At 54.8% G+C, this 22580-nt stretch carries 23 protein-coding genes and 1 pseudogene; 22 read left to right on the top strand and 2 right to left on the bottom strand.

Annotated elements, in window-relative coordinates:
• The first annotated feature begins 98 nt into the window (after positions 1 to 98).
• The 5 genes from apbE to mgtE all read left to right on the top strand — a co-directional run bounded on the left by apbE (position 99) and on the right by mgtE (position 6206).
• Positions 99 to 1151, top strand: coding sequence for an FAD:protein FMN transferase ApbE (apbE, locus tag FDX11_RS13140; RefSeq protein ID WP_042307169.1), 1053 nt, complete (start codon positions 99 to 101; stop codon positions 1149 to 1151).
• A 79-nt stretch (positions 1152 to 1230) separates the two neighbouring features.
• The gene (ada, locus tag FDX11_RS13145) at positions 1231 to 2295 is read left to right on the top strand and encodes a bifunctional DNA-binding transcriptional regulator/O6-methylguanine-DNA methyltransferase Ada (RefSeq protein ID WP_042307171.1); all 1065 of its coding nucleotides are present in this window, start codon (positions 1231 to 1233) and stop codon (positions 2293 to 2295) included.
• Positions 2295 to 2945 (top strand): DNA oxidative demethylase AlkB, encoded by a 651-nt coding sequence (gene alkB / locus FDX11_RS13150; RefSeq protein WP_042307174.1) that lies wholly within the window; start codon positions 2295 to 2297, stop codon positions 2943 to 2945. The genes ada and alkB overlap by 1 nt, the downstream gene beginning before the upstream one ends.
• Positions 2946 to 3020: 75 nt before the next feature.
• A complete protein-coding gene (locus tag FDX11_RS13155) occupies positions 3021 to 4664 on the top strand; it encodes a multidrug ABC transporter permease/ATP-binding protein (RefSeq protein WP_079223354.1) in 1644 nt (547 codons plus the stop codon).
• 105 nt (positions 4665 to 4769) lie between these two features.
• The gene (gene mgtE, locus FDX11_RS13160) at positions 4770 to 6206 is read left to right on the top strand and encodes a magnesium transporter (RefSeq protein ID WP_137398031.1); all 1437 of its coding nucleotides are present in this window, start codon (positions 4770 to 4772) and stop codon (positions 6204 to 6206) included.
• On the opposite strand, the gene FDX11_RS13165 is transcribed toward mgtE, so the two are convergent.
• The gene (locus tag FDX11_RS13165; protein ID WP_137398032.1) at positions 6169 to 7413 is read right to left on the bottom strand and encodes a SulP family inorganic anion transporter; all 1245 of its coding nucleotides are present in this window, start codon (positions 7411 to 7413) and stop codon (positions 6169 to 6171) included. The two genes, mgtE and FDX11_RS13165, sit on opposite strands and share 38 nt — an antisense overlap.
• Before the next feature lie 278 nt (positions 7414 to 7691).
• On the opposite strand from FDX11_RS13165, the gene mqo reads away from it, so the two are divergent.
• Positions 7692 to 9353 (top strand): malate dehydrogenase (quinone), encoded by a 1662-nt coding sequence (mqo, locus tag FDX11_RS13170; protein ID WP_137398033.1) that lies wholly within the window; start codon positions 7692 to 7694, stop codon positions 9351 to 9353.
• A gap of 93 nt (positions 9354 to 9446) precedes the next feature.
• Here mqo and eco read toward each other — a convergent pair whose 3' ends face one another.
• Positions 9447 to 9944, bottom strand: a complete 498-nt coding sequence (eco, locus tag FDX11_RS13175) for a serine protease inhibitor ecotin (RefSeq protein WP_042307223.1) — start codon at positions 9942 to 9944, stop codon at positions 9447 to 9449.
• Here eco and FDX11_RS25755 point away from each other — a divergent pair.
• The 16 genes and pseudogenes from FDX11_RS25755 to FDX11_RS13250 form a co-directional block, all read left to right on the top strand.
• Positions 9923 to 9982, top strand: a pseudogene (locus FDX11_RS25755) (hypothetical protein); the annotation flags it as partial. The gene eco and the pseudogene FDX11_RS25755 sit on opposite strands and share 22 nt — an antisense overlap.
• Positions 9983 to 10357: 375 nt before the next feature.
• Positions 10358 to 10849, top strand: a complete 492-nt coding sequence (gene napF / locus FDX11_RS13180; protein ID WP_137398034.1) for a ferredoxin-type protein NapF — start codon at positions 10358 to 10360, stop codon at positions 10847 to 10849.
• The gene (napD, locus tag FDX11_RS13185; protein WP_038642193.1) at positions 10839 to 11102 is read left to right on the top strand and encodes a chaperone NapD; all 264 of its coding nucleotides are present in this window, start codon (positions 10839 to 10841) and stop codon (positions 11100 to 11102) included. The genes napF and napD overlap by 11 nt, the downstream gene beginning before the upstream one ends.
• Entirely contained in the window at positions 11099 to 13585 is a 2487-nt protein-coding gene (napA, locus tag FDX11_RS13190) for a nitrate reductase catalytic subunit NapA (RefSeq protein ID WP_137350030.1), read from the top strand. Before napD ends, napA begins: the two co-directional genes overlap by 4 nt.
• Positions 13586 to 13591: 6 nt before the next feature.
• Positions 13592 to 14287 (top strand): ferredoxin-type protein NapG, encoded by a 696-nt coding sequence (gene napG / locus FDX11_RS13195; RefSeq protein ID WP_137398035.1) that lies wholly within the window; start codon positions 13592 to 13594, stop codon positions 14285 to 14287.
• Positions 14274 to 15137 (top strand): quinol dehydrogenase ferredoxin subunit NapH, encoded by an 864-nt coding sequence (napH, locus tag FDX11_RS13200; RefSeq protein ID WP_079223362.1) that lies wholly within the window; start codon positions 14274 to 14276, stop codon positions 15135 to 15137. The genes napG and napH overlap by 14 nt, the downstream gene beginning before the upstream one ends.
• Positions 15134 to 15583 carry a nitrate reductase cytochrome c-type subunit gene (gene napB, locus FDX11_RS13205; protein WP_038642185.1) on the top strand — a complete coding sequence of 150 codons (450 nt, stop codon included), beginning with the start codon at positions 15134 to 15136 and terminating at the stop codon, positions 15581 to 15583. The genes napH and napB overlap by 4 nt, the downstream gene beginning before the upstream one ends.
• A 9-nt stretch (positions 15584 to 15592) precedes the next feature.
• The gene (gene napC / locus FDX11_RS13210) at positions 15593 to 16195 is read left to right on the top strand and encodes a cytochrome c-type protein NapC (RefSeq protein ID WP_003027548.1); all 603 of its coding nucleotides are present in this window, start codon (positions 15593 to 15595) and stop codon (positions 16193 to 16195) included.
• Positions 16196 to 16215: 20 nt separating this feature from the next.
• The gene (gene ccmA, locus FDX11_RS13215) at positions 16216 to 16836 is read left to right on the top strand and encodes a cytochrome c biogenesis heme-transporting ATPase CcmA (protein ID WP_042307189.1); all 621 of its coding nucleotides are present in this window, start codon (positions 16216 to 16218) and stop codon (positions 16834 to 16836) included.
• On the top strand, positions 16833 to 17492 hold the full coding sequence (ccmB, locus tag FDX11_RS13220; protein ID WP_003027542.1) for a heme exporter protein CcmB: 660 nt from the start codon (positions 16833 to 16835) through the stop codon (positions 17490 to 17492). The genes ccmA and ccmB overlap by 4 nt, the downstream gene beginning before the upstream one ends.
• Positions 17493 to 17568: 76 nt before the next feature.
• Positions 17569 to 18306, top strand: coding sequence for a heme ABC transporter permease (locus FDX11_RS13225; RefSeq protein WP_006683732.1), 738 nt, complete (start codon positions 17569 to 17571; stop codon positions 18304 to 18306).
• Positions 18303 to 18515, top strand: coding sequence for a heme exporter protein CcmD (ccmD, locus tag FDX11_RS13230; protein ID WP_005129320.1), 213 nt, complete (start codon positions 18303 to 18305; stop codon positions 18513 to 18515). Before FDX11_RS13225 ends, ccmD begins: the two co-directional genes overlap by 4 nt.
• A complete protein-coding gene (ccmE, locus tag FDX11_RS13235; RefSeq protein ID WP_042307191.1) occupies positions 18512 to 18991 on the top strand; it encodes a cytochrome c maturation protein CcmE in 480 nt (159 codons plus the stop codon). Before ccmD ends, ccmE begins: the two co-directional genes overlap by 4 nt.
• Positions 18988 to 20943, top strand: a complete 1956-nt coding sequence (locus FDX11_RS13240) for a heme lyase CcmF/NrfE family subunit (protein WP_079223366.1) — start codon at positions 18988 to 18990, stop codon at positions 20941 to 20943. Before ccmE ends, FDX11_RS13240 begins: the two co-directional genes overlap by 4 nt.
• A complete protein-coding gene (gene dsbE, locus FDX11_RS13245; protein ID WP_003834613.1) occupies positions 20940 to 21497 on the top strand; it encodes a thiol:disulfide interchange protein DsbE in 558 nt (185 codons plus the stop codon). The genes FDX11_RS13240 and dsbE overlap by 4 nt, the downstream gene beginning before the upstream one ends.
• The gene (locus tag FDX11_RS13250) at positions 21494 to 22543 is read left to right on the top strand and encodes a cytochrome c-type biogenesis protein CcmH (RefSeq protein ID WP_137371490.1); all 1050 of its coding nucleotides are present in this window, start codon (positions 21494 to 21496) and stop codon (positions 22541 to 22543) included. The genes dsbE and FDX11_RS13250 overlap by 4 nt, the downstream gene beginning before the upstream one ends.
• The last annotated feature ends 37 nt before the right edge of the window (positions 22544 to 22580 follow it).

The raw sequence follows: 22580 nt of genomic DNA on the forward strand, positions 1-22580 counted from the left end.
AAAAGGCCCTGCGGGGCCTTTTTTAATGCTTTTTTTTCGCCGTACAAACAACGATTTTTGGTGTACTCTTGCGCCCGTTCGCATGAGGATAATTACGTATGGAAATGAATTTTTATCGCGCAGCGCTACTGGCTGTGACGATCTTTTTTGTCGGGTGCGATGAGGCCCCGAAACCGGCTCAGACCACACAATCCGCCACCGTTCTGGAAGGTAAAACGATGGGCACCTTCTGGCGGGTCAGCGCGGTGGGCGTGGATGCCAAACGCGCCAGGGAGTTGCAGGAGAAGATCCAGACTCAGCTGGATGCTGACGATCAGCTTCTTTCAACCTATAAAAATGATTCTGCCCTGATGCGCTTTAATCTGTCGAAAAGCCTGTCGCCGTGGCCGGTCAATGACGCTATGGCGGATATCGTCACGTCGGCGCTGAGAATTGGCGCGAAAACCGATGGGGCGATGGATATCACCGTGGGACCGTTGGTCAACCTGTGGGGTTTCGGTCCGGATCAGCAACCCGTGCACATTCCTACTCAGGCGCAAATTGATGCCGCAAAAGCGCAAACCGGACTTTCACATCTGAAGGTAGTGAATGAGGCGCAACGCAACTACCTGCAAAAAGACTTGCCGGATCTGTATGTGGATCTGTCTACCGTTGGTGAAGGTTATGCCGCCGATCATCTGGCGCGACTGATGGAGCAAGAGGGAATCGCCCGTTATCTGGTTTCCGTTGGCGGTGCGCTAAACAGTCGTGGTATGAATGCGGAAGGACATCCATGGCGGGTGGCGATCCAGAAACCCACCGATCGTGAAAACGCGGTGCAAGCGGTTGTCGACATTAACGGGCACGGCATCAGCACCTCCGGTAGCTACCGTAACTATTACGAGCTGGACGGTAAACGCCTGTCGCATGTTATCGATCCGCAAACCGGTCGTCCGATCGAACATAATCTCGTGTCTGTGACGGTGATAGCCCCTACGGCGCTGGAGGCTGACGGCTGGGATACCGGTTTGATGGTGCTCGGCCCGGAAAAGGCCAAAGAAGTGGTGCGTCGTGAAGGGCTGGCGGTGTATATGATTGTGAAAGAGGGGCAAGGGTTTAAAACCTGGATGTCGCCGCAGTTTAAAAGCTTTCTGCTCAGCGAAAAAAATTAAAAAGCAAGATTGCGGGTTTTTATACCTGGCTATCAGGACACACTGAGGCTAAGCGCTATGCTTAACAAAGGAGTCCATAATGAAAAGTCGTTTACGCATAACTGATGATGACCGCTGGCAGTCTGTTGTGGATCGTGATGCTGACGCCGACGGTCAGTTTGTTTTCGCCGTCCACACCACCGGTATTTTCTGCCGTCCGTCCTGTCGGGCGAGGCATGCGCTGCGCAAAAATGTCAGTTTCTTTGCTGATGCCGAGCAGGCGCAGGCCGCCGGGTTTCGGCCCTGTAAACGCTGCCAGCCGGATAAAGATAGTGCGCAGCAGCATCGGCTGGACAAAATAGCCCACGCCTGTCAGTTGCTGGAGCAGGAGTCGCCTCTCACGCTGGATGACCTGGCGCAGCAGGTGGCGATGAGTCCGTATCATTTACATCGCTTGTTTAAAGCCACGACGGGCATGACCCCGAAAGCGTGGCAGCAGTCCTGGCGCGCTCGTCGTCTGCGCGATGCCCTGGCAAAAGGGGCACCAGTAACCCAGGCGATTCTGAACGCCGGATTTCCCGACAGCAGCAGCTATTACCGACAAGCGGATCAGGCACTAGGGATGACCGCCAGGCAATTTCGCAAAGGCGGCGACAACGTTTCTGTGCGCTATACCCTGGCAGATTGCGCCCTGGGTCGTTGCCTGGTGGCGGAAAGCGAACGCGGTATCTGCGCGATCTTGTTGGGTGATGATGATGCTACATTGGTTGCGGAACTGCATGAGCTGTTTCCCGCCGCTCAGGATGAAGCAGCCGATGCCGATTTCCAGCAGCATGTGCGTGAAGTCATCGCCGTGATTAATACGCGCAATACGTCGTTGTCTCTGCCGCTGGATATTCGCGGGACCGCATTCCAGCTGCAGGTGTGGCAAGCGCTGCGCGCAATCCCATGTGGTAAGACGGTTAGCTACCAGCAGTTAGCCAGCGCCATCGGCAAACCGAAAGCGGTACGCGCGGTGGCCAGCGCCTGCGGAGCTAACAAACTGGCGATTGTCATCCCGTGTCACCGGGTGATCCGCAATGATGGTGCGCTTTCGGGCTACCGCTGGGGTATTGCGCGCAAAGCGCAGTTACTGCAACGAGAAACCACTGGGGAGGAAACGTAATGCTTGATCTCTTTGCGGATGAGAAACCCTGGCAAGAACCGCTGGCATCCGGCGCGGTAATTTTGCGACGTTTTGCCTTTGAGTCCGCACCGTCTTTACTGCAGGCGATCGCGGCTGTCGCCAGACAGTCGCCGTTTCGCCAGATGGTGACGCCCGGCGGTTACACGATGTCGGTGGCGATGACCAACTGCGGTCATTTGGGCTGGACGACGGATCAACATGGCTACCTTTATTCACCGTTTGACCCGCTATCCGGTACGCCCTGGCCGCCGATGCCGGATACTTTCGCGGACCTGTGCCAGTTGGCGTCAACCGCAGCGGGCTATGCTGATTTTCAACCCGATGCCTGCCTGATTAACCGCTACACGCCAGGGGCGAAACTGTCATTACATCAGGATAAAGACGAACCTGACCTGCGGGCGCCTATCGTTTCTGTCTCGCTGGGGTTACCAGCCATCTTTCAGTTTGGCGGTTTGCGCCGTAATGACCCTTTAAAACGTTTACTGCTGGAGCATGGCGATGTCGTGGTATGGGGTGGGAACTCACGGTTGTTTTATCATGGGATCCAGCCACTTAAGACAGGGTATCATCCGTTAACCGGTGACTGTCGTTACAATCTGACGTTTCGCCAGGCTGGTAAAAAAGAATAAAAATAAGAATTATTATTGCTGTCGGCAAAGAGATGTTTAAACTGCGGGCTGTTATTACTTGTCCGGGTTGTTTGCATGGAACTTTTACTTCTTGTCTGGCGGCAGTATCGCTGGCCATTTATCAGCGTCATGGCGCTCAGCCTCGCCAGCGCTGCGTTGGGAATTGGTTTGATTGCGTTTATTAACCAGCGCCTGATTGAAACGGTCGACACCACGTTGATGGTGCTACCGGAGTTTCTTGGCCTGCTGCTGCTGTTGATGGTTGTCACCCTCGGCTCACAGCTGGCGTTAACCACGCTGGGACACCACTTTGTTTACCGCCTGCGTAGTGAATTTATCAAGCGTATTCTGGACACCCACGTCGAGCGTATCGAACAGCTTGGCAGCGCCTCGTTGCTGGCCGGTTTAACCAGCGATATCCGCAACATCACCATCGCTTTTGTCCGTCTGCCTGAGCTGGTGCAGGGGATTATCCTGACCATCGGGTCGGCGGCGTATCTGGCGATGCTATCAACCAAAATGCTGCTGGTGACGGCAATCTGGGTGGCAATCACCATCTGGGGCGGATTTGTGCTGGTTGCGCGGGTATATAAACATATGGCGACCCTGCGCGAAACAGAAGACAAATTGTACAATGATTACCAGACGGTGTTGGAAGGGCGCAAAGAGTTGACGCTCAACCGCGAGCGCGCCGAGCATATCTTTAATCAGTTATACGTCCCGGATGCCAAAGAGTATCGTCACCATATTATCCGCGCCGATACCTTCCACCTCAGCGCGGTGAACTGGTCGAACATTATGATGCTGGGCGCCATTGGTCTGGTGTTCTGGATGGCTAACAGTCTGGGCTGGGCGGATACCGCCGTGGCGGCGACCTATTCGCTGACGCTGTTATTCCTGCGTACGCCACTGCTTTCTGCTGTTGGCGCATTGCCGACGCTGCTCACTGCACAGGTCGCTTTCAACAAGCTGAATAAGTTCTCACTGGCGCCCTTTAAGGCCGAATTCCCGCGCCCAACCGCGTTTCCGGACTGGCAAACGTTGGAATTACGTAACGTGGTTTTCCACTATCAGGATAATGCGTTCTCTGTCGGGCCGGTAAATCTGACTATTCGTCGCGGGGAACTGATCTTCCTGATTGGCGGCAATGGTAGCGGGAAATCCACACTGGCTATGTTACTCACCGGGTTGTATCAGCCGCAGTCAGGCGAGATCCTGCTCGACGGCAAAGCGGTTGCTGTCGAAAAGCCAGAGGACTATCGCAAGCTGTTCTCCGCCGTGTTTACTGACGTCTGGCTATTCGACAAACTGCTCGGTCCGGAAGGTAAAGAGGCCGATCCGGCGCTGGTGGCGAAGTGGCTGGAACATCTGAAGATGGGTCACAAGCTTGAGCTGAACGATGGGCGTATTCTCAATCTCAAGCTGTCGAAAGGGCAGAAAAAACGCGTGGCGCTGCTGCTGGCGCTGGCGGAGGAGCGCGACATTATTCTGCTGGATGAATGGGCTGCCGATCAGGACCCGCACTTCCGCCGTGAGTTCTATCAGGTGTTATTGCCGCTGATGCAGGAAATGGGTAAAACCATCTTCGCTATTAGCCATGACGATCACTATTTTATTCACGCCGATCGTCTGTTGGAGATGCGTAACGGACAGTTAAGTGAACTCGTGGGCGATGAGCGTGACGCCGCTTCACGTGATGCCGTCGCTCGTACTGCGTAATCCCAGCAACCGCCGGTTTTTTATCCGCCCGGCGGTTCCGTTTATTGTTATTTACATAAATCGGCATCATGATTAATGATATTTCATATCATGGATTTATGATTAATGTCCGCATTCAACAAAAACAGCGCCAGACTGCGTGATGAAGAGCGTGCGCGCCTCATCTGGTTGCTGACCACTGATAAAGCCATTATTTCCACGCTGTTGGGCAAGCTTACCCTGGCTGAGCAATATGACGTCGGTACCTTAGCCGACGATATTGCTGAGGTAGGGGCGCTGGTGGCGCATCTGCCGCCGCCGGATCTGGCCGATACCCTCGAAGCATTACCTTCTGAAGAGCGCCACGCCCTGTGGCGGCTGGTCGAAAATGAAAAGCGCGGTAACGTCCTGCTTGAGGCGTCAGAAAACGTCTGGGACGACCTGATTGATGAGATGAGCGACCGCGAGCTGCTGGATGCGTTGCAATATCTTGATATCGACGAACAGATTTATCTGGTCCAGCATCTCCCTCGTAACCTTACGGGACGACTGCTGGCGACGTTACCGGCCGAGGAGCGGGCGCGCGTGCGCCAGGTGTTGCACTACGAGAAGAATCGCGTCGGTGCGATTATGGAGTTCGAAGTCATCACCGTGCGCCCGGACGTGACGCTGGAAGTGGTGCAGCGCTATTTACGGCGGCTGGGCAAGATGCCGGAGAACACCGATAAACTTTTCGTGACCGATCGCAATAAGGTGCTGGTCGGCGAACTGACGCTAACCTGTATCCTGCTCAATGATGTGCAGCGTAAAGTCAGCGAGGTGATGGAAGATGACCCGCTCACCTTTTCCCCGGAAGACATTGCCGAAAACGCCGCGCGCACGTTCGAACGTGACAACCTGGTCAGTGCCGCGGTGGTTGATCCTGCCGGTAAGTTGATGGGTCGTTTGACCATCGATGAGATCGTTGATGTGGTATACGAAGAGACCGATACCGATCTGCGTCGAATGGGGGGCTTAAGCGCCGAAGAGGATGTGTTTGCTCCCGTGACCAAGGCGGTAAAAACCCGCTGGGCATGGTTGGCTATTAATCTCTGTACCGCCTTTATCGCCTCGCGGGTCATTGATGGCTTTGAACATACGATTTCGCAACTGGTGGCACTGGCCTCGCTGATGCCGATTGTAGCAGGGATCGGCGGCAATACCGGAAATCAAACTATCACCATGATCGTTCGCGCGCTGGCGCTACAAAATATTCAGCCGGGAAACCTGACGTTTTTGATCCTGCGTGAGATGGGCGTGGCGCTGGTAAATGGCCTCGTCTGGGGTGGGATTATGGGCGGCATTACCTGGTGGCTGTACGATGATATGGCGCTCGGCGGCGTGATGACCCTGGCGATGATGCTTAATCTGCTGATGGCGGCGTTGATGGGGGTGATTATTCCCATGACGATGGTGAAGCTCGGGCGCGACCCGGCGGTCGGCTCAAGCGTCATGATTACGGCCATCACCGATACCGGCGGTTTCTTTATTTTTCTCGGCCTGGCAACCCTGTTTCTGATGTAGCCGCGGGTTTGCGTCTGACGATGCGCGGCAGGATGAGCATCGTCATCACCCCGGCAACCACGCCAATCGCCAGGTTGCCGGTAGTGACCGTTGCGCCGACAGTTATCAGCATAACCAGCGTTTCAGTAACGGGGATTTTCGTCAGTGTCGCGGGCTGGATACTCTGCCAACTGAAGGTTTTCACCGCCACAATCACCATAATTCCCGCCAGCACCGACATGGGTATTTTCGCCATGACTTCGCTCAATGCGGTGACTAACAGCAGCAACACAAGCCCGGCGGCAATCGTCGAAACGCGACTGCGTCCTTTGCCCATCTCGACGTTAACGATGGTTTGACCAATCATCGCGCACCCGGCAATGCCACCATAAAATCCGGCCAGAATATTGGCTATCCCCAGCCCGGCGCTCTCGCGATTCTTATTCGACGGCGTAACCGTCAGGTCATCCACCAGACGGGCGGTTAACAATGACTCCATCAAACCAACAAAAGCGATGCTCAACGCGCAGGGCCAGATAATCGCCAGAGTGTGCAGGTTGAGTGGGACGAGTAGCTGCGTTAATCCCGGCAGGCCGCCGCTCATTGAACCTTCGTCACCGACGGTTGGTAGCAGTTGTCCGCTGCTTACAGTAAATACCGTCAGCAGCACGATGGCGATAAGCGGCGCGGGGATTGTTTTAATAAACCGTGGAACCCACAGCACAATCAGCAGTGTCAGGACAAACAGTCCCCAGATTAGTGGGCTTTTACCCCAAAAATGTGGGACCTGAGCAAAGAAAATCAAAATGCCCAAGGCGTTGACAAAGCCGGTCATGACGGCTGTAGGAATGAATCGCATCAGACGCGCCATTCCCAATACACCAAACAGGATCTGAATCATCCCGGCCAGCACCACTGCAGGCAAGATGTATTGCACGCCGTGTTGATGCACCATCGGACCAATCACCAGCGCGACCGATCCTGCAGCGGCGGTAACCATTGCGGGACGACCACCTAAAAAAGACATTGCCAGGCACAACACGACGGAAGCTATCAGGCTGACTTTAGGGTCGACGCCCGCAATAACGGAAAAAGAGATCACTTCCGGGATCAGCGCCAGGGCGGTTACCACCCCCGCCAGTGTTTCACGTACCAGCAGGCGGGGTTGTCGCAGTACGGTGCGGGTGCTCTGTTCTGTCACAGCAGGGGAGGAGTGTGTTGCAGACATAGTAACTCTCAGGTCAGAAAGGGCCTGATAACAGCAGACCGACAGGCATCCGTGCGGTGAATAGCAAAGCGCAGCATAGTACGCGTCTGGCGGGTGGGTTTCCAGAAGTGATTGTCAATAACCGTATAAATTATCAACTTGTTAATAACATTTTTAAAATTAAAATATAATTTATAAACAATATTTAATTATTTTTACTTAAGTGTTACCGTTAGTGCCGCTCGATTTTCACCTGTATTAAAAGCAAAAAGCGATACTAAAAGTAAGGCATTAACATTATGAAAAAAGTGACTGCCATGCTCTTCACAATAGCTGTAGGGCTGAACGTTGTCTCTATGGCAGCAAAAGCGAAAGCGGCGGAAGAGCAGGAAACGGATGTACTGTTGATTGGCGGCGGTATCATGAGCGCCACGCTGGGAACCTATTTACAGGAGCTGGAGCCACAATGGTCAATGACCATGGTCGAGCGACTGGATGGCGTCGCTCAGGAAAGTTCGAACGGCTGGAACAACGCCGGAACCGGCCACTCCGCACTGATGGAGCTGAACTACACGCCTAAAAAGGCCGACGGTAGCATCAGCATTGAAAAGGCAGTCGAAATCAACGAAGCCTTCCAGATTTCCCGTCAGTTTTGGGCTTATCAGGTTAATAATGGCGTGATGCATGAACCACGCTCATTTATCACTACCGTCCCGCATATGAGTTTTGTCTGGGGCGACGAGAATGTGAATTTCCTGCGCGCACGTTACGCCGCACTGCAGCAGAGCACCTTATTCCGTGGTATGCGTTATTCCGAAGATCACGCGCAGATTAAAGAGTGGGCACCGCTGGTCATGGAAGGTCGCGATCCGAAACAGAAAGTCGCGGCAACGCGCACCGAGATTGGTACTGACGTTAACTATGGTGAAATCACGCGCCAACTGATTGCCTCGTTGCAGAAAAAGCCCAACTTTGCGCTGCAACTGAGCACCGAAGTGCGAGGCTTTAAGCGTAATGCAGACAATAGCTGGACCGTTACGGTCGCCGATCTGAAAAACAACGAAGCGGAACATGATATCAAGGCGAAGTTTGTCTTTATCGGTGCCGGTGGCGCTGCGCTGAAGCTGTTGCAGGAAACCAACATTCCAGAAGCGAAAGGCTATGCCGGATTCCCGGTTGGCGGCCAGTTCCTGGTGGCGGAAAACCCGCACGTAGTGAATCGTCACCTGGCGAAAGTGTATGGTCAGGCGTCTGTGGGCGCGCCGCCGATGTCCGTACCGCACATCGATACCCGTATCCTGGATGGCAAACGTGTCGTGCTGTTTGGGCCATTCGCGACATTCTCCACCAAGTTCCTGAAAAACGGTTCGTTGTGGGATCTGCTCAGCTCGACCACCACCTCAAACTTTATGCCGATGGTCAACGTAGGCCTGGATAACTTCGATCTGGTGAAATATCTGGTAAGCCAGGTGATGCTGAGCGATGACGACCGTTTTGCCGCACTGCAAGAGTACTATCCGCAGGCGAAGAAAGAAGACTGGCGTTTATGGCAGGCGGGTCAGCGTGTGCAGATCATTAAAAGTGATGCAGAGAAGGGCGGCGTTCTCCGTCTGGGAACCGAAGTCGTCAGCGATAAAGAAGGTACGATTGCTGCGCTGCTGGGCGCTTCGCCTGGTGCGTCAACCGCGGCACCGATCATGCTACATCTGATGGAAAAAGTGTTTAAAGATAAAGTCGCCAGCCCTGAGTGGCAGGCGAAGCTGAAAACGATTATTCCGTCTTATGGTACTAAGCTGAACGGAAACGTTGAAGCAACTGAACAAGAGCTGCAATACACCAGCGAAGTTCTGGGTCTGAAATACGACAAGCCGCAGGTTGCCGATGAAGCGCCAAAACCGCAGTTGAAACCTCAGGCTCAACCGCAGCCTGAGCAGAAAGCTGTGGCGGATATCGCGCTGTAAATAAAATGCCGGATAAGCGCTGCGCTTATCCGGCCTGGTTCATGCGTCTGTAGGTCGGATACGGCGGTACGCCGCCATCCGGCACATTCTCACTTATCGCGCGACTGCGTCCTGAATCTTCTCTTCCGCTTTCCAGATTCGGTATTTCACTTCCACGTTTTCTGGGGTGTAGACCACAATCGGCAGCTTGCTGTTGTAGCGCAGCATACCGTCATCACCCAGATACGCGGTAATAAATTTCTTCTCTTTCTTACCGTCCGGGCAGGCCATCATGGTTGAAACCGGAGAGGTGACTTTGTCGAAAACATAGTAGTCGTATCCCCAACCTTCCAGCGTTTTACTGTCCAGCTCTCCACCCAGGCGGTGCTGGTTACAGTCAACTTCCAGCGTTTGTCCGATCAGCAGTTCTACTTTCAGAGTAGATTCATCTTTCTCAGGGGGAAGCTGGATAACCTGGCGCTTCATACCCTTTTCCGCTTTAGGATAAGGGGCGACTTTTTCCAGCGGCTGAGCACCGGTATCGTTACTGGCAGCCCAGGCAGAGGTGCTGGCAAAGGCGGCGAAAAGTACGGCAGGGACAATTGTCTTCATCTTATTGTTCACAGTGTTTCCTTTCTTCTGTCTTATGAACGAATCTGGAGCAGGTTAACATATTTGTGTTATCTATTAATCTGGATTTACTTATATTTAAAGTGTATTTGGCAGTGGTTTATAATCAATGTAGCGATATATTCTAAGAATCATCCTAATTATAAGATTATTCTCTTGCTACCTGCTTCGTTGTGTATTTCATTATATAACCAATTGAAATGTGAGCAAAAGCGCATTTTTTCCCGTCAACTCAACACTCTTTTGATCCGGCAACAGCATTTACCCCGATCGGGGTATGCTCCTCTTACACATCCTGAAATATCTTACGACTAAAAATAACTACTCATAAATAGTGCAGTTTTTTATGTCGTTCAACCCGCCGAAGGTGAGCGTCATTATGGAAGGACAATGTTATGGTTGATTTATCCCGTCGAGGCATGTTGACAGGCAGTTGGCGTAACGCCAACGCAGGGATCCGTCCGCCGTGGAGCAAGGAAGACTCTCACTTTCTGACCCATTGCCTCCGTTGTGACGCCTGCATCCAGGCGTGTGAAACCGACATCCTGCAGCGAGGCCTGGGTGGTTATCCGAGCGTAAATTTCAAACACGGCGAGTGCAGCTTTTGTTATGCCTGCGCAGAAGCCTGTCCCGAATCACTTTTTCTTCCGCGCCACACCAGGGCCTGGGATCTGAGTTTTACGATCGGGGAAAACTGTCTCGCACACCAGTCAGTTGAGTGTCATCGCTGTCAGGATAGCTGTGAACCCATGGCCATAACCTTTCGCCCCACGCTGTCCGGTATTTATCAGCCACAGCTCGACAATCAGGCCTGTAACGGATGCGGCGCGTGTGTCGCTATTTGCCCGGTATCAGCCATTAATGCGGAGTACAACCATGGACAGTAACTGGCAGGTCTGCAGCCTGGTCGTTCAGGCCAAAAGTCAGCATATCAATGATATCGCCACGCAGTTGCGTTCGTTTCCGGGTTGCGAAGTTGCACTTAGCGATGTGGAAAGCGGCCAGCTCATTGTGGTGGTGGAAGCAGAGCAAAGTGAAACGCTAATGAAAACTATTGAGTCAGTGCGCAACGTTGCGGGCGTGCTGGCGGTGTCGCTGGTTTATCACCAGCAGGATGAGCAAGGTGAGGAAACACCATGAAACTCAGTCGTCGTAGCTTTATGAAAGCTAACGCCGTTGCGGCCGCTGCGGCGGCTGCCGGGTTAAGCGTGCCGGGCGTAGCCCGCGCGGTAGTCGGTCAGCAAGAAGCCATCAAATGGGACAAAGCCCCGTGCCGTTTCTGCGGAACGGGCTGTGGCGTATTGGTCGGGACGCAGCAAGGGCGTGTTGTGGCATGCCAGGGTGACCCGGATGCGCCGGTTAACCGTGGACTTAACTGCATCAAAGGTTACTTCCTGCCGAAAATCATGTACGGAAAAGACCGTTTAACACAGCCGATGCTGCGCATGAAGGACGGTAAGTATCACAAAGAAGGCGAATTCACTCCGATTAGCTGGGATCAGGCCTTTGACGTGATGGAAGAGAAATTCAAAACGTCCATGAAAGAAAAAGGCCCAGAGTCTATCGGCATGTTCGGCTCGGGTCAGTGGACGATTTGGGAAGGTTACGCTGCCGCCAAATTGTTTAAAGCCGGCTTCCGTTCTAATAACATCGACCCGAACGCCCGTCACTGCATGGCGTCAGCGGTGGTCGGTTTTATGCGTACCTTCGGTATGGATGAGCCGATGGGCTGCTATGACGATATTGAGCATGCCGATGCTTTCGTCTTGTGGGGCGCGAATATGGCGGAGATGCACCCGATTCTGTGGTCGCGCATCACCAACCGTCGTCTGTCCGATCCGAATGTTACCGTCGCGGTGCTCTCCACCTTCCAGCATCGTAGTTTTGAGCTGGCGGATAACGGTATGGTCTTCACGCCGCAAACCGATCTGGTGATCCTCAACTACATCGCAAACTACATCATTCAAAACAATGCGATCAACCAGGATTTCTTTAGCAAGCACGTTAACCTGCGTAAAGGCGTGACGGACATCGGCTACGGTCTGCGTCCAACCCATCCGCTGGAAAAAGCGGCGAAGAATCCAGGTTCCGATGCTTCTGAACCGATGAGCTTTGAGGATTACAAAGCCTTCGTTGCTGAGTACACGCTGGATAAAACCGCCGAAATGACTGGCGTACCGAAAGATCAACTGGAACAGCTGGCGCAGCTGTATGCCGATCCGAAGAAAAAAGTCATCTCCTACTGGACGATGGGCTTTAACCAGCATACCCGTGGCGTGTGGGCCAACAACCTGGTCTATAACCTGCACCTGCTGACCGGTAAAATTTCTCAGCCAGGCTGTGGCCCGTTCTCTCTGACCGGCCAGCCTTCAGCGTGCGGCACCGCGCGTGAAGTCGGGACGTTCTCCCACCGTCTGCCTGCGGACATGGTGGTCACCAACGAAAAACACCGCGATATCTGCGAGAAGCACTGGAATATCCCGACCGGGACTATTCCGGCAAAAATCGGGCTGCACGCTGTGGCGCAAGACCGTGCGCTGAAAGATGGCAAACTCAATGTCTACTGGACGATGTGTACCAACAACATGCAGGCCGGTCCGAACATCAACGAAGAGCGTATGCCGGGCTGGCGCGATCCGCGCAACTTCATCATCGTTTCCGATCCGTATCCGACGGTCAGCGCCCTGTCAGCCGACCTGATCCTGCCGACCGCGATGTGGGTAGAGAAAGAAGGTGCCTACGGTAACGCGGAACGCCGCACTCAGTTCTGGCGTCAGCAGATTAAAGCGCCGGGTGAATCGAAATCGGATCTGTGGCAACTGGTGCAATTTTCCCGTCGCTTCAAAACAGAAGAGGTATGGCCGGAAGAACTGCTGGCGCAGAAACCAGAGCTGCGCGGCAAAACGTTGTATGACGTGCTGTTTGCCACGCCAGCCGTGACCAAATTCCCGGTCGCTGAACTGGCTGAAGATCAGCTCAACGATGAATCCCGTGAGCTGGGTTTCTATCTGCAAAAAGGGTTGTTCGAAGAGTATGCCTGGTTTGGCCGTGGCCACGGACACGATCTTGCACCGTTTGACGATTACCACAAAGCGCGCGGTTTACGCTGGCCGGTCGTTGAGGGCAAAGAAACTCAGTGGCGCTATAGCGAAGGCAACGACCCTTACGTGAAAGCGGGGGAAAGCTACAAGTTCTACGGTAAGCCGGATGGCAAAGCGGTCATCTTCGCGCTGCCATTTGAACCTGCCGCTGAAGCGCCGGATAAAGAGTATGACCTGTGGCTCTCCACCGGACGTGTGCTGGAGCATTGGCACACCGGCAGCATGACGCGTCGTGTGCCTGAACTGCACCGCGCCTTCCCGGAAGCGGTGCTGTTTATCCACCCGCTGGATGCAAAAGCGCGAGATCTGCGCCGTGGCGATAAAGTCAAAGTGGTTTCCCGCCGTGGCGAAGTTATCTCGATTGTTGAAACGCGCGGGCGTAACCGTCCGCCGCAGGGGCTGGTATACATGCCGTTCTTCGATGCCGCACAGTTGGTGAACAACCTGACGCTGGATGCGACGGATCCGCTCTCCAAAGAGACGGATTTCAAGAAGTGCGCCGTGAAACTGGCGAAGGTGTAACGCGTTATGTCCCGGTCAGCAAAACCCCAAAATGGCCGCCGCCGTTTTCTGCGCGATATGGTTCGCGCGGCGGGCGGGCTGGCCATCGTTGGCGTGGCGCTGGGGTTGCAACAACAAACCGCACGTGCAACTGGCGTGCGGTTACGCCCGCCAGGCGCACTGAGCGAGGAGGCATTCGCCAGCGCCTGTGTGCGCTGCGGTCAGTGCGTTCAGGCATGCCCATATGACACGCTGAAGCTGGCGACGCTGGCCTCCGGGCTGGCAGCAGGTACGCCCTATTTTGTCGCCCGCGATATTCCTTGCGAAATGTGTGAGGACATTCCGTGTGCCAAAGTCTGCCCCAGCGGCGCGTTGGACAGGGAAATTGAATCCATTGACGATTCGCGTATGGGGCTGGCGGTACTGCTGGATCACGAAAACTGCCTCAACTACCAAGGGTTACGCTGCGATGTTTGTTACCGCGAGTGCCCGAAAATCGATGAGGCTATCACCCTTGAGCTGGACCGTAATATGCGTACCGGCAAGCATGCGCGGTTTATTCCGACCGTGCACAGCGATGCCTGTACCGGCTGTGGGAAATGCGAAAAAGTCTGCGTACTGGAACAGCCAGCAATAAAAGTGCTGCCGCTGTCGCTGGCGAAAGGGGAGTTAGGACACCATTACCGCTTCGGTTGGCTGGAGGGGAACAATGGCAAATCGTAAACGTGATGCCGGGCGTGAAGCGCTGGCAAAAAAAGGATGGTGGAAGAGTCATCGCTGGCTGCTGCTGCGTCGTTTGAGTCAGTTTTTGATACTGGCGATGTTCCTCAGCGGCCCGTGGCTTGGCGTGTGGATCCTGCATGGCAACTACAGTGGCAGTCTGCTGTTGGATACCGTCCCATTCACCGATCCGCTGATTACGCTGCAAAGCCTGGCCAGCGGACACCTGCCGGCAACGGTTGCGTTAACGGGGGCGGTCGTCATCACGGTGCTGTATGCCCTTGCGGGTAAGCGTCTGTTTTGCAGCTGGGTTTGTCCGATGAACCCGGTCACCGATTTAGCCAGTTGGTTACGCAGAAGGTTTGACCTGAATCAGTCCGCGACCCTGCCGCGCTATATACGGTACGTCCTGCTGGTGGTTATCCTGGTCGGTTCCGCCTTGACCGGTACGCTGCTGTGGGAATGGATAAATCCCGTCTCTCTGCTCGGACGGAGTCTGGTAATGGGATTTGGCAGTGGTGCACTGCTGATTCTGGCACTGTTTTTATTTGATCTACTGGTCGTTGAGCATGGCTGGTGCGGGCATCTCTGTCCACTGGGCGCACTGTATAGCGTAGTGGGAAGTAAAGGCGCATTAACCGTTTCGGCAAAAGAACGTAACAGATGTAACCGCTGTATGGATTGTTTTCATGTTTGCCCGGAACCGCATGTGCTACGTGCGCCGGTGCTGGATGAGCAAAGCCCGGTGCAGGTAACCAGTCGCGATTGCATGGCCTGCGGTCGCTGCGTGGATGTCTGTTCTGAGGATGTTTTTACAATAACAACACGATGGAGTTCGGGAGCGAAATCATGAAAAGCCATGACCTGATTAAAAAGCTGAGTCAATGGACGGCCCTGCTTGCCCTGGTCGTCAGTGGGGCCGTTTGGGCTGCAAACGGAGTGGACCTAAGCCAGTCACCGGAAGTCTCAGGGACACAGGAAGGGGCGATTCGCATGCCGAAAGAGCAGGAGCGTATGCCGCTGAACTATGTGAATCAACCGCCAATGGTTCCGCACAGCGTTGAAGGGTATCAGGTGACGACCAATACTAACCGCTGTCTGCAATGCCACGGTGTGGAAAGCTATCGCACCACCGGCGCGCCGCGCATCAGTCCGACGCACTTTATGGACAGCGATGGCAAGGTATTGGCTGAAGTCGCGCCGCGTCGTTATTTCTGTCTGCAATGTCACGTCCCGCAGGCTGACGCTGCGCCGATTGTTGAAAATACCTTCACCCCCTCGAAAGGTTACGGGAAATAAGAGGTCATTATGGAAAATTCTAACCGTAAACCAGGCTGGATTAAGCGCGTCTGGCAATGGTGGCGTCGCCCCAGCCGTCTGGCGCTCGGCACGCTGTTGTTAATCGGCTTTGTGGGCGGCATTATTTTCTGGGGCGGCTTTAATACCGGTATGGAAAAGGCCAATACGGAAGAGTTCTGCATTAGCTGTCACGAAATGCGCAATACGGTGTACCAGGAATACATGGAAACCGTACACTACAACAACCGCAGTGGTGTGCGTGCGACTTGCCCTGATTGCCACGTCCCGCATGAGTGGGGCCCGAAAATGATCCGTAAGATCAAGGCCAGTAAAGAGCTGTACGCGAAAGCATTGGGGTTAATAGATACACCGCAAAAATTTGAAGACCATCGTCTGACGATGGCGCAAAATGAGTGGCGGCGTATGAAAGACAATAACTCGCAAGAGTGTCGCAACTGTCACAACTTCGAGTTTATGGATTTAACCGCCCAGAAAGGCGTTGCGGCCAAAATGCACGACCAGGCCGTGAAAGACGGGCAAACCTGTATTGACTGTCATAAAGGGATAGCGCACAAACTGCCTGATATGCGCGAAGTCAAACCGGGCTTTTAACAGGATGTAGATAACCAGGTATGCTTGAAGCCAGAGAATTACTTTGCGAGCGGGATGACAGAATACTGTTCAGCGATCTGTCATTTCGCGTCAACGCAGGGGAATGGGTACAAATTACCGGCAGCAACGGCGCGGGGAAAACCACTCTGCTGCGGTTGCTTACCGGGCTGGCGCGTCCCGACGCAGGGGAGGTTTGCTGGCAAGAACAACCCCTGCATCACGTGCGGGACAGCTACCATCAGCAATTGCTGTGGATCGGACATCAGCCGGGGATAAAAACCCGGCTTTCGGCGTTGGAGAACCTGCGTTTTTTCCATCACGACGGTGATATCGCACAGTGTCTGGACGCGCTGGCGCAGGCGGGACTTGCCGGATACGAAGATATTCCGGTGAATCAGCTCTCCGCCGGACAACAGCGGCGCGTGGCGCTGGCCCGTTTGTGGCTGACCCGCGCCCGGCTGTGGATCCTCGATGAACCCTTTACCGCCATTGATGTGAACGGCGTTGAGCGACTGACTCAGCGTATGGCACAGCACACGGAGCAGGGCGGTATTGTTATTCTTACCACCCACCAGCCGCTTAATGTTGAGACCAGTAAAGTGCGACGAATTGCGCTGACCAGCGAGAGGGCAGCGCAATGATGTGGCGAATCTTCCGTTTAGAACTGCGAGTTGCGTTTCGTCATAGTGCGGAAATCGCCAATCCTTTATGGTTCTTCCTGATTGTTATCACGCTCTTCCCTCTGAGCATTGGGCCGGAGCCACAGCTGCTGGCGCGTATTGCGCCGGGCATCATCTGGGTTGCGGCGCTGCTGGCGTCATTGCTGGCGCTGGAGCGCTTGTTTCGTGATGACTTACAGGACGGCAGCCTTGAGCAACTGATGCTGCTGCCGCTGCCGCTTCCGGCGGTCGTGCTGGCGAAAGTGATGGCGCACTGGGTCGTAACCGGTTTGCCGCTGTTAATCCTCTCGCCGCTGGTGGCATTACTGTTGGGCATGGATATGTACGGCTGGAAAATTATGGCGCTGACCTTGCTGCTCGGTACGCCGACGCTGGGTTTTCTCGGCGCGCCGGGTGTGGGTTTGACGGTGGGCTTAAAGCGCGGCGGCGTGCTGTTAAGCGTGCTAGTTCTCCCGCTTACCATACCACTACTGATTTTTGCGACCGCCGCGATGGATGCGGCTTCCATGCACCTACCGGTTGAAGGGTACATGGCGATTCTGGGGGCGTTGCTGGTAGGCAGCGCCACGTTAAGCCCGTTTGCCACGGCTGCGGCGTTACGGATTAGCGTGCAGTAATGCGGACAGGATTTGCAGGCCGGGCAAGGTACTCCGGCAAAACGGATATTAATTAATGGAGTCTGGTGACTGAACTATGTGGAAAACACTTCATCAATTGGCGATGCCCCCTCGGCTCTATCAGATCTGCGGCTGGTTTATTCCGTGGCTGGCGATTGCCAGCGCGGTGGTACTCATAACGGGATGGGTCTGGGGCTTTGGCTTCGCGCCGGCTGATTATCAGCAGGGACAGAGCTATCGCATCATTTATCTGCACGTTCCGGCGGCAATTTGGTCGATGGGGATTTATGCCTCGATGGCTGTTGCGGCGTTTATCGGCCTGGTCTGGCAAATGAAAATGGCCAATCTGGCGCTGGCTGCGATGGCGCCCATTGGCGCTGTGTTTACCTTTATTGCGTTGGTGACGGGGTCCGCATGGGGCAAACCGATGTGGGGAACCTGGTGGGTCTGGGATGCTCGACTCACCTCAGAACTGGTGCTGCTGTTTCTCTATGTTGGCGCCATTGCGCTATGGCATGCGTTTGATGATCGCCGCCTGGCAGGGCGTGCCGCCGGTATTCTGGTGCTGATTGGCGTGGTCAACTTACCGATCATTCATTACTCGGTCGAGTGGTGGAATACGCTGCATCAGGGGTCAACCCGTATGCAGCAGAGTATCGATCCGGCAATGCGCGCGCCGCTGCGTCTGGCGATCGTCGGCTACCTGTTACTGTTTGTCACGCTGGCGCTAATGCGCATGCGTAACCTGATTTTGATGATGGAAAAACGCCGCCCGTGGGTGAGCGAACTGATCTTAAAAAGAGGCCGCCAATGACCCCTGCATTTGCATCATGGAGTGATTTTTTCGCGATGGGCGGTTACGCCTTGTATGTCTGGCTGGCTGTCGCCATGAGCGTTATTCCGCTACTGGTGCTGGTGCTGCATTCTGCGTTACAGCATCGCGCAATTTTACGCGGTGTGGCTCAGCAGCGGGCGAGGGAAGCGCGCATGCGCGCAGCGCAAGTACAACGGGAGGCGGCGTGAATATTCGACGTAAAAATCGGCTATGGATAGCCTGCGCGGTACTGGCAGGTCTGGCGTTGACCATTTCGCTGGTGCTCTACGCGCTGCGTTCCAATATCGATCTGTTCTACACCCCGGGAGAGATACTCTACGGTAAGCGTGAAACGCAGCAGATGCCTGAAGTCGGTCAACGTCTGCGCGTGGGTGGGATGGTGATGCCGGGCAGCGTGAAGCGCGATCCGCAATCGCTAAAAGTAAATTTCAGCATCTATGACGCCGAAGGTGTGGTGGATGTGACCTATGAAGGCATTTTGCCGGACCTGTTCCGTGAGGGCCAGGGCGTCGTCGTTCAGGGCGAGCTGGACAAGGGAAATCATGTGCAGGCTAAAGAGGTTCTTGCCAAACACGATGAAAATTACACCCCGCCGGAAGTCGAAAAAGCGATGCAGGAAAACCACCGTCGCCCGGAAAGTGTTTATAAGGATAAAACGTCATGATGCCTGAAATTGGCAATGCGCTGTTGTGCCTTGCGCTTGGCGTTGCATTACTGCTGTCGGTCTATCCGCTGTGGGGCGTGGCGCGCGGCGACGTACGGATGATGGCCTCAGCACGGCCCTTTGCCTGGGTCTTGTTTATCTGCGTGATGGGGGCATTTCTGATTCTGGTTAATGCTTTCGTGGTTAACGACTTTACCGTGACCTACGTCGCCAGTAACTCCAATACCCAACTTCCGGTCTGGTATCGGGTCGCGGCGACATGGGGCGCGCATGAAGGCTCGCTGCTGCTGTGGGTGTTGCTGATGAGCGGCTGGACGTTCGCTGTCGCAGCGTTCAGCCAGCGCATGCCGCTGGATATCGTCGCCCGCGTGTTGGCGGTGATGGGGATGGTCAGCGTCGGCTTCCTGCTGTTTATCCTGTTTACCTCTAATCCGTTTGCCCGCACGTTGCCCAACTTCCCTATCGAAGGGCGCGACCTGAACCCGCTGTTGCAGGATCCGGGACTGATTTTCCATCCGCCGTTGCTGTACATGGGGTATGTCGGTTTCTCGGTGGCTTTCGCGTTTGCGATCGCCGCGTTGATGAGCGGGCGTCTGGACAGCACCTTCGCTCGCTTTTCGCGTCCATGGACGCTGGCGGCGTGGGTGTTTCTGACGCTGGGGATTGTACTCGGTTCGGCCTGGGCCTATTACGAGCTGGGCTGGGGCGGCTGGTGGTTCTGGGATCCGGTTGAGAACGCCTCCTTTATGCCATGGCTGGTGGGCACAGCCCTGATGCACTCGCTGTCGGTAACCGAACAGCGCGCCAGCTTCAAAGCCTGGACCCTGCTGCTGTCAATCAGCGCCTTCTCGCTGTGCCTGTTGGGTACTTTCCTGGTACGCTCCGGCGTACTGGTTTCGGTGCATGCTTTCGCCTCAGACCCGTCGCGCGGGATGTTTATACTGGCCTTCATGGTGCTGGTGATTGGCGGTTCCCTGCTGCTGTTTGCAGTGCGTGGGCATAAGGTTCGCTCGCGGGTAAACAACGCGCTGTGGTCACGTGAATCGCTGCTGTTGGGCAACAACGTCCTGCTGATCGCCGCTATGCTGGTGGTGTTACTGGGCACGCTGCTGCCGCTGGTGCACAAACAGCTTGGGCTGGGCAGCATTTCGATTGGCGAGCCGTTCTTCAATACCATGTTCACCTGGCTGATGGCGCCGTTTGCGCTGCTGCTGGGCATTGGGCCATTGGTGCGCTGGGGCCGTGACCGACCACGTAAACTGAAAACGTTACTGATCATCGCGTTTGTCACCACGCTTGTTCTGTCGCTGCTGCTGCCGTGGATGTTTGAGGATCGCATTGCCGCCATGACGGTGGTGGGGCTGGCGATGGCGTGCTGGATATTTGTGCTGGCCATGTCCGAAGCGTACCTGCGCATTTCTCGTGGAACAAAGCTGACGCCAAGCTACTGGGGGATGGTATCAGGTCACGTTGGGCTGGCGATTACCATTGTTGGTATTGCCTTTAGCCAGAATTACAGCGTGGAACGCGATGTGCGCATGAAAGCGGGCGATAGCGTCAGTATCCATAACTATCAGTTCACCTTCCGTGAAGTAAAAGACATTACCGGACCAAACTACCGGGGCGGGGTCGCCATTATTGGCGTCACGCGTGATGGTAAACCGGAAGCCACGCTGCATGCGGAGAAACGCTTTTATAACAGCACCAGCTCGATGATGACCGAAGCGGCGATTGACGGCGGGCTTACGCGCGATCTGTATGCTGCGCTGGGTGAAGAGCTGGATAACGGCGCATGGGCTGTACGTTTGTATTACAAACCGTTTATTCGCTGGATTTGGGCCGGAGGGTTGCTGATGGCGCTGGGCGGGGTGTTCTGCCTGTTTGATCCACGCTATCGCCAGCGCACGCGCCCGCGTGTCGCGGTGCAAAAAAATGCGTCGGAGGCTGTATGAAGCGCAACGCACTGTTAATACCGTTTATTATTTTTCTCATCATTGCAGCGGCGCTACTGTGGCAGTTAGCGCGTAACGCGCAAGGAGACGACCCTACTAATCTGGAGTCGGCGTTGATCGGCAAACCTGTTCCGACGTTCCGCCTGGAATCGCTGGAAAACCCGGGGCAGCATTATCAGGCCGATGTGCTGACGCAGGGGAAGCCAGTGTTGCTGAACGTCTGGGCGACTTGGTGTCCGACCTGTCGCGCCGAGCATCAGTATCTGAATCAACTGTCTGCGCAAGGCGTGCGGGTAGTGGGCCTGAACTATAAAGACGATCGTCAGAAAGCCATTGTCTGGCTGAAAGAGCTGGGCAATCCTTACTCATTAAGTCTGTTTGACGGCGACGGTATGCTCGGCCTCGATCTTGGCGTGTACGGCGCACCGGAGACGTTCCTGATCGACGGGAAAGGTATTATTCGCTATCGCCATGCCGGCGATCTGAATGCCCGCGTGTGGGAAAGCGAGATCAAACCGTTGTGGGACAAGTACAGTAAGGAGGCTGCGCAATGAGATTTTTATTGGGCCTGCTGATGCTGGTTATCTCGGGATCCGCGCTTGCGACTATCGACGTAATGCAGTTTAAGGATGAAGCGCAGGAGCAGCAGTTCCGCCAGCTTACCGAGCAACTACGTTGTCCTAAATGTCAGAACAACAGTATTGCCGACTCTAACTCAATGATCGCCACCGACCTGCGTCAGAAAGTGTACGAACTGATGCAGGAAGGCAAAAGCCAGAAAGAGATTGTTGACTACATGGTGGCGCGCTACGGCAACTTCGTCACTTACGATCCGCCGTTAACTCCGCTGACCGTGCTGCTGTGGGTGATGCCTGTGGTAGCGATTGGTCTCGGGGGCTGGATTATTTTCGCCCGTACTCGCCGACGCGTGCGGGTGAAACAAGAAGAGTTTCCTGACGACATTATCCCGGATGGCAAGCGCGGTGGATTCGGACTCTTTGTGCCCGGGATCGTGGTGGCGCTGGTGGTTGGCGTGGTGAGCTATTATCAAACCGGGAACTATAAACAGGTGCAGGTCTGGCAGCAGGCAACCGCTCAGGCTCCAGCGCTGCTGGAGCGGGCATTGGATCCGAAAGCCGACCCGTTGAATGAAGAAGACATGACGCGTCTGGCGCTGGGGCTGCGCACTCGCTTACAGTCCGATGCCGGAAATGTCGAAGGCTGGATCATGCTCGGACGTATTGGCATGGTACTCGGTAACGCCAGTACGGCTACTGAAGCCTATGCCAATGCCTATCGACTGGATCCTAACAACAGCGATGCGGCGCTGGGTTATGCGGAAGCATTGACCCGTTCTTCCGATCCTGATGATAACCGTCGGGGAGGGGAGTTGTTGCGCCAGCTGATCAGAGGCGAGCATGCTAACGTGCGCGTATTGAGCATGTATGCTTTTAACGCTTTCGAACAGCAGCGCTTTGGCGAAGCGGTTGCGGCGTGGGAGATGATGCTGAAATTATTGCCCGCTAACGATACCCGTCGGGCGGTAATAGAACGCAGTATTAAACAGGCGATGGAGCAGCTAACGCCGCAGGAGAAGTAAGAGTGGAAGGGGCCGGATGGCGACGCAAAGCGTCTTA

The sequence above is a fragment of the Citrobacter sp. wls714 genome, from assembly GCF_005281025.1.
Classification (GTDB): domain Bacteria; phylum Pseudomonadota; class Gammaproteobacteria; order Enterobacterales; family Enterobacteriaceae; genus Citrobacter; species Citrobacter werkmanii.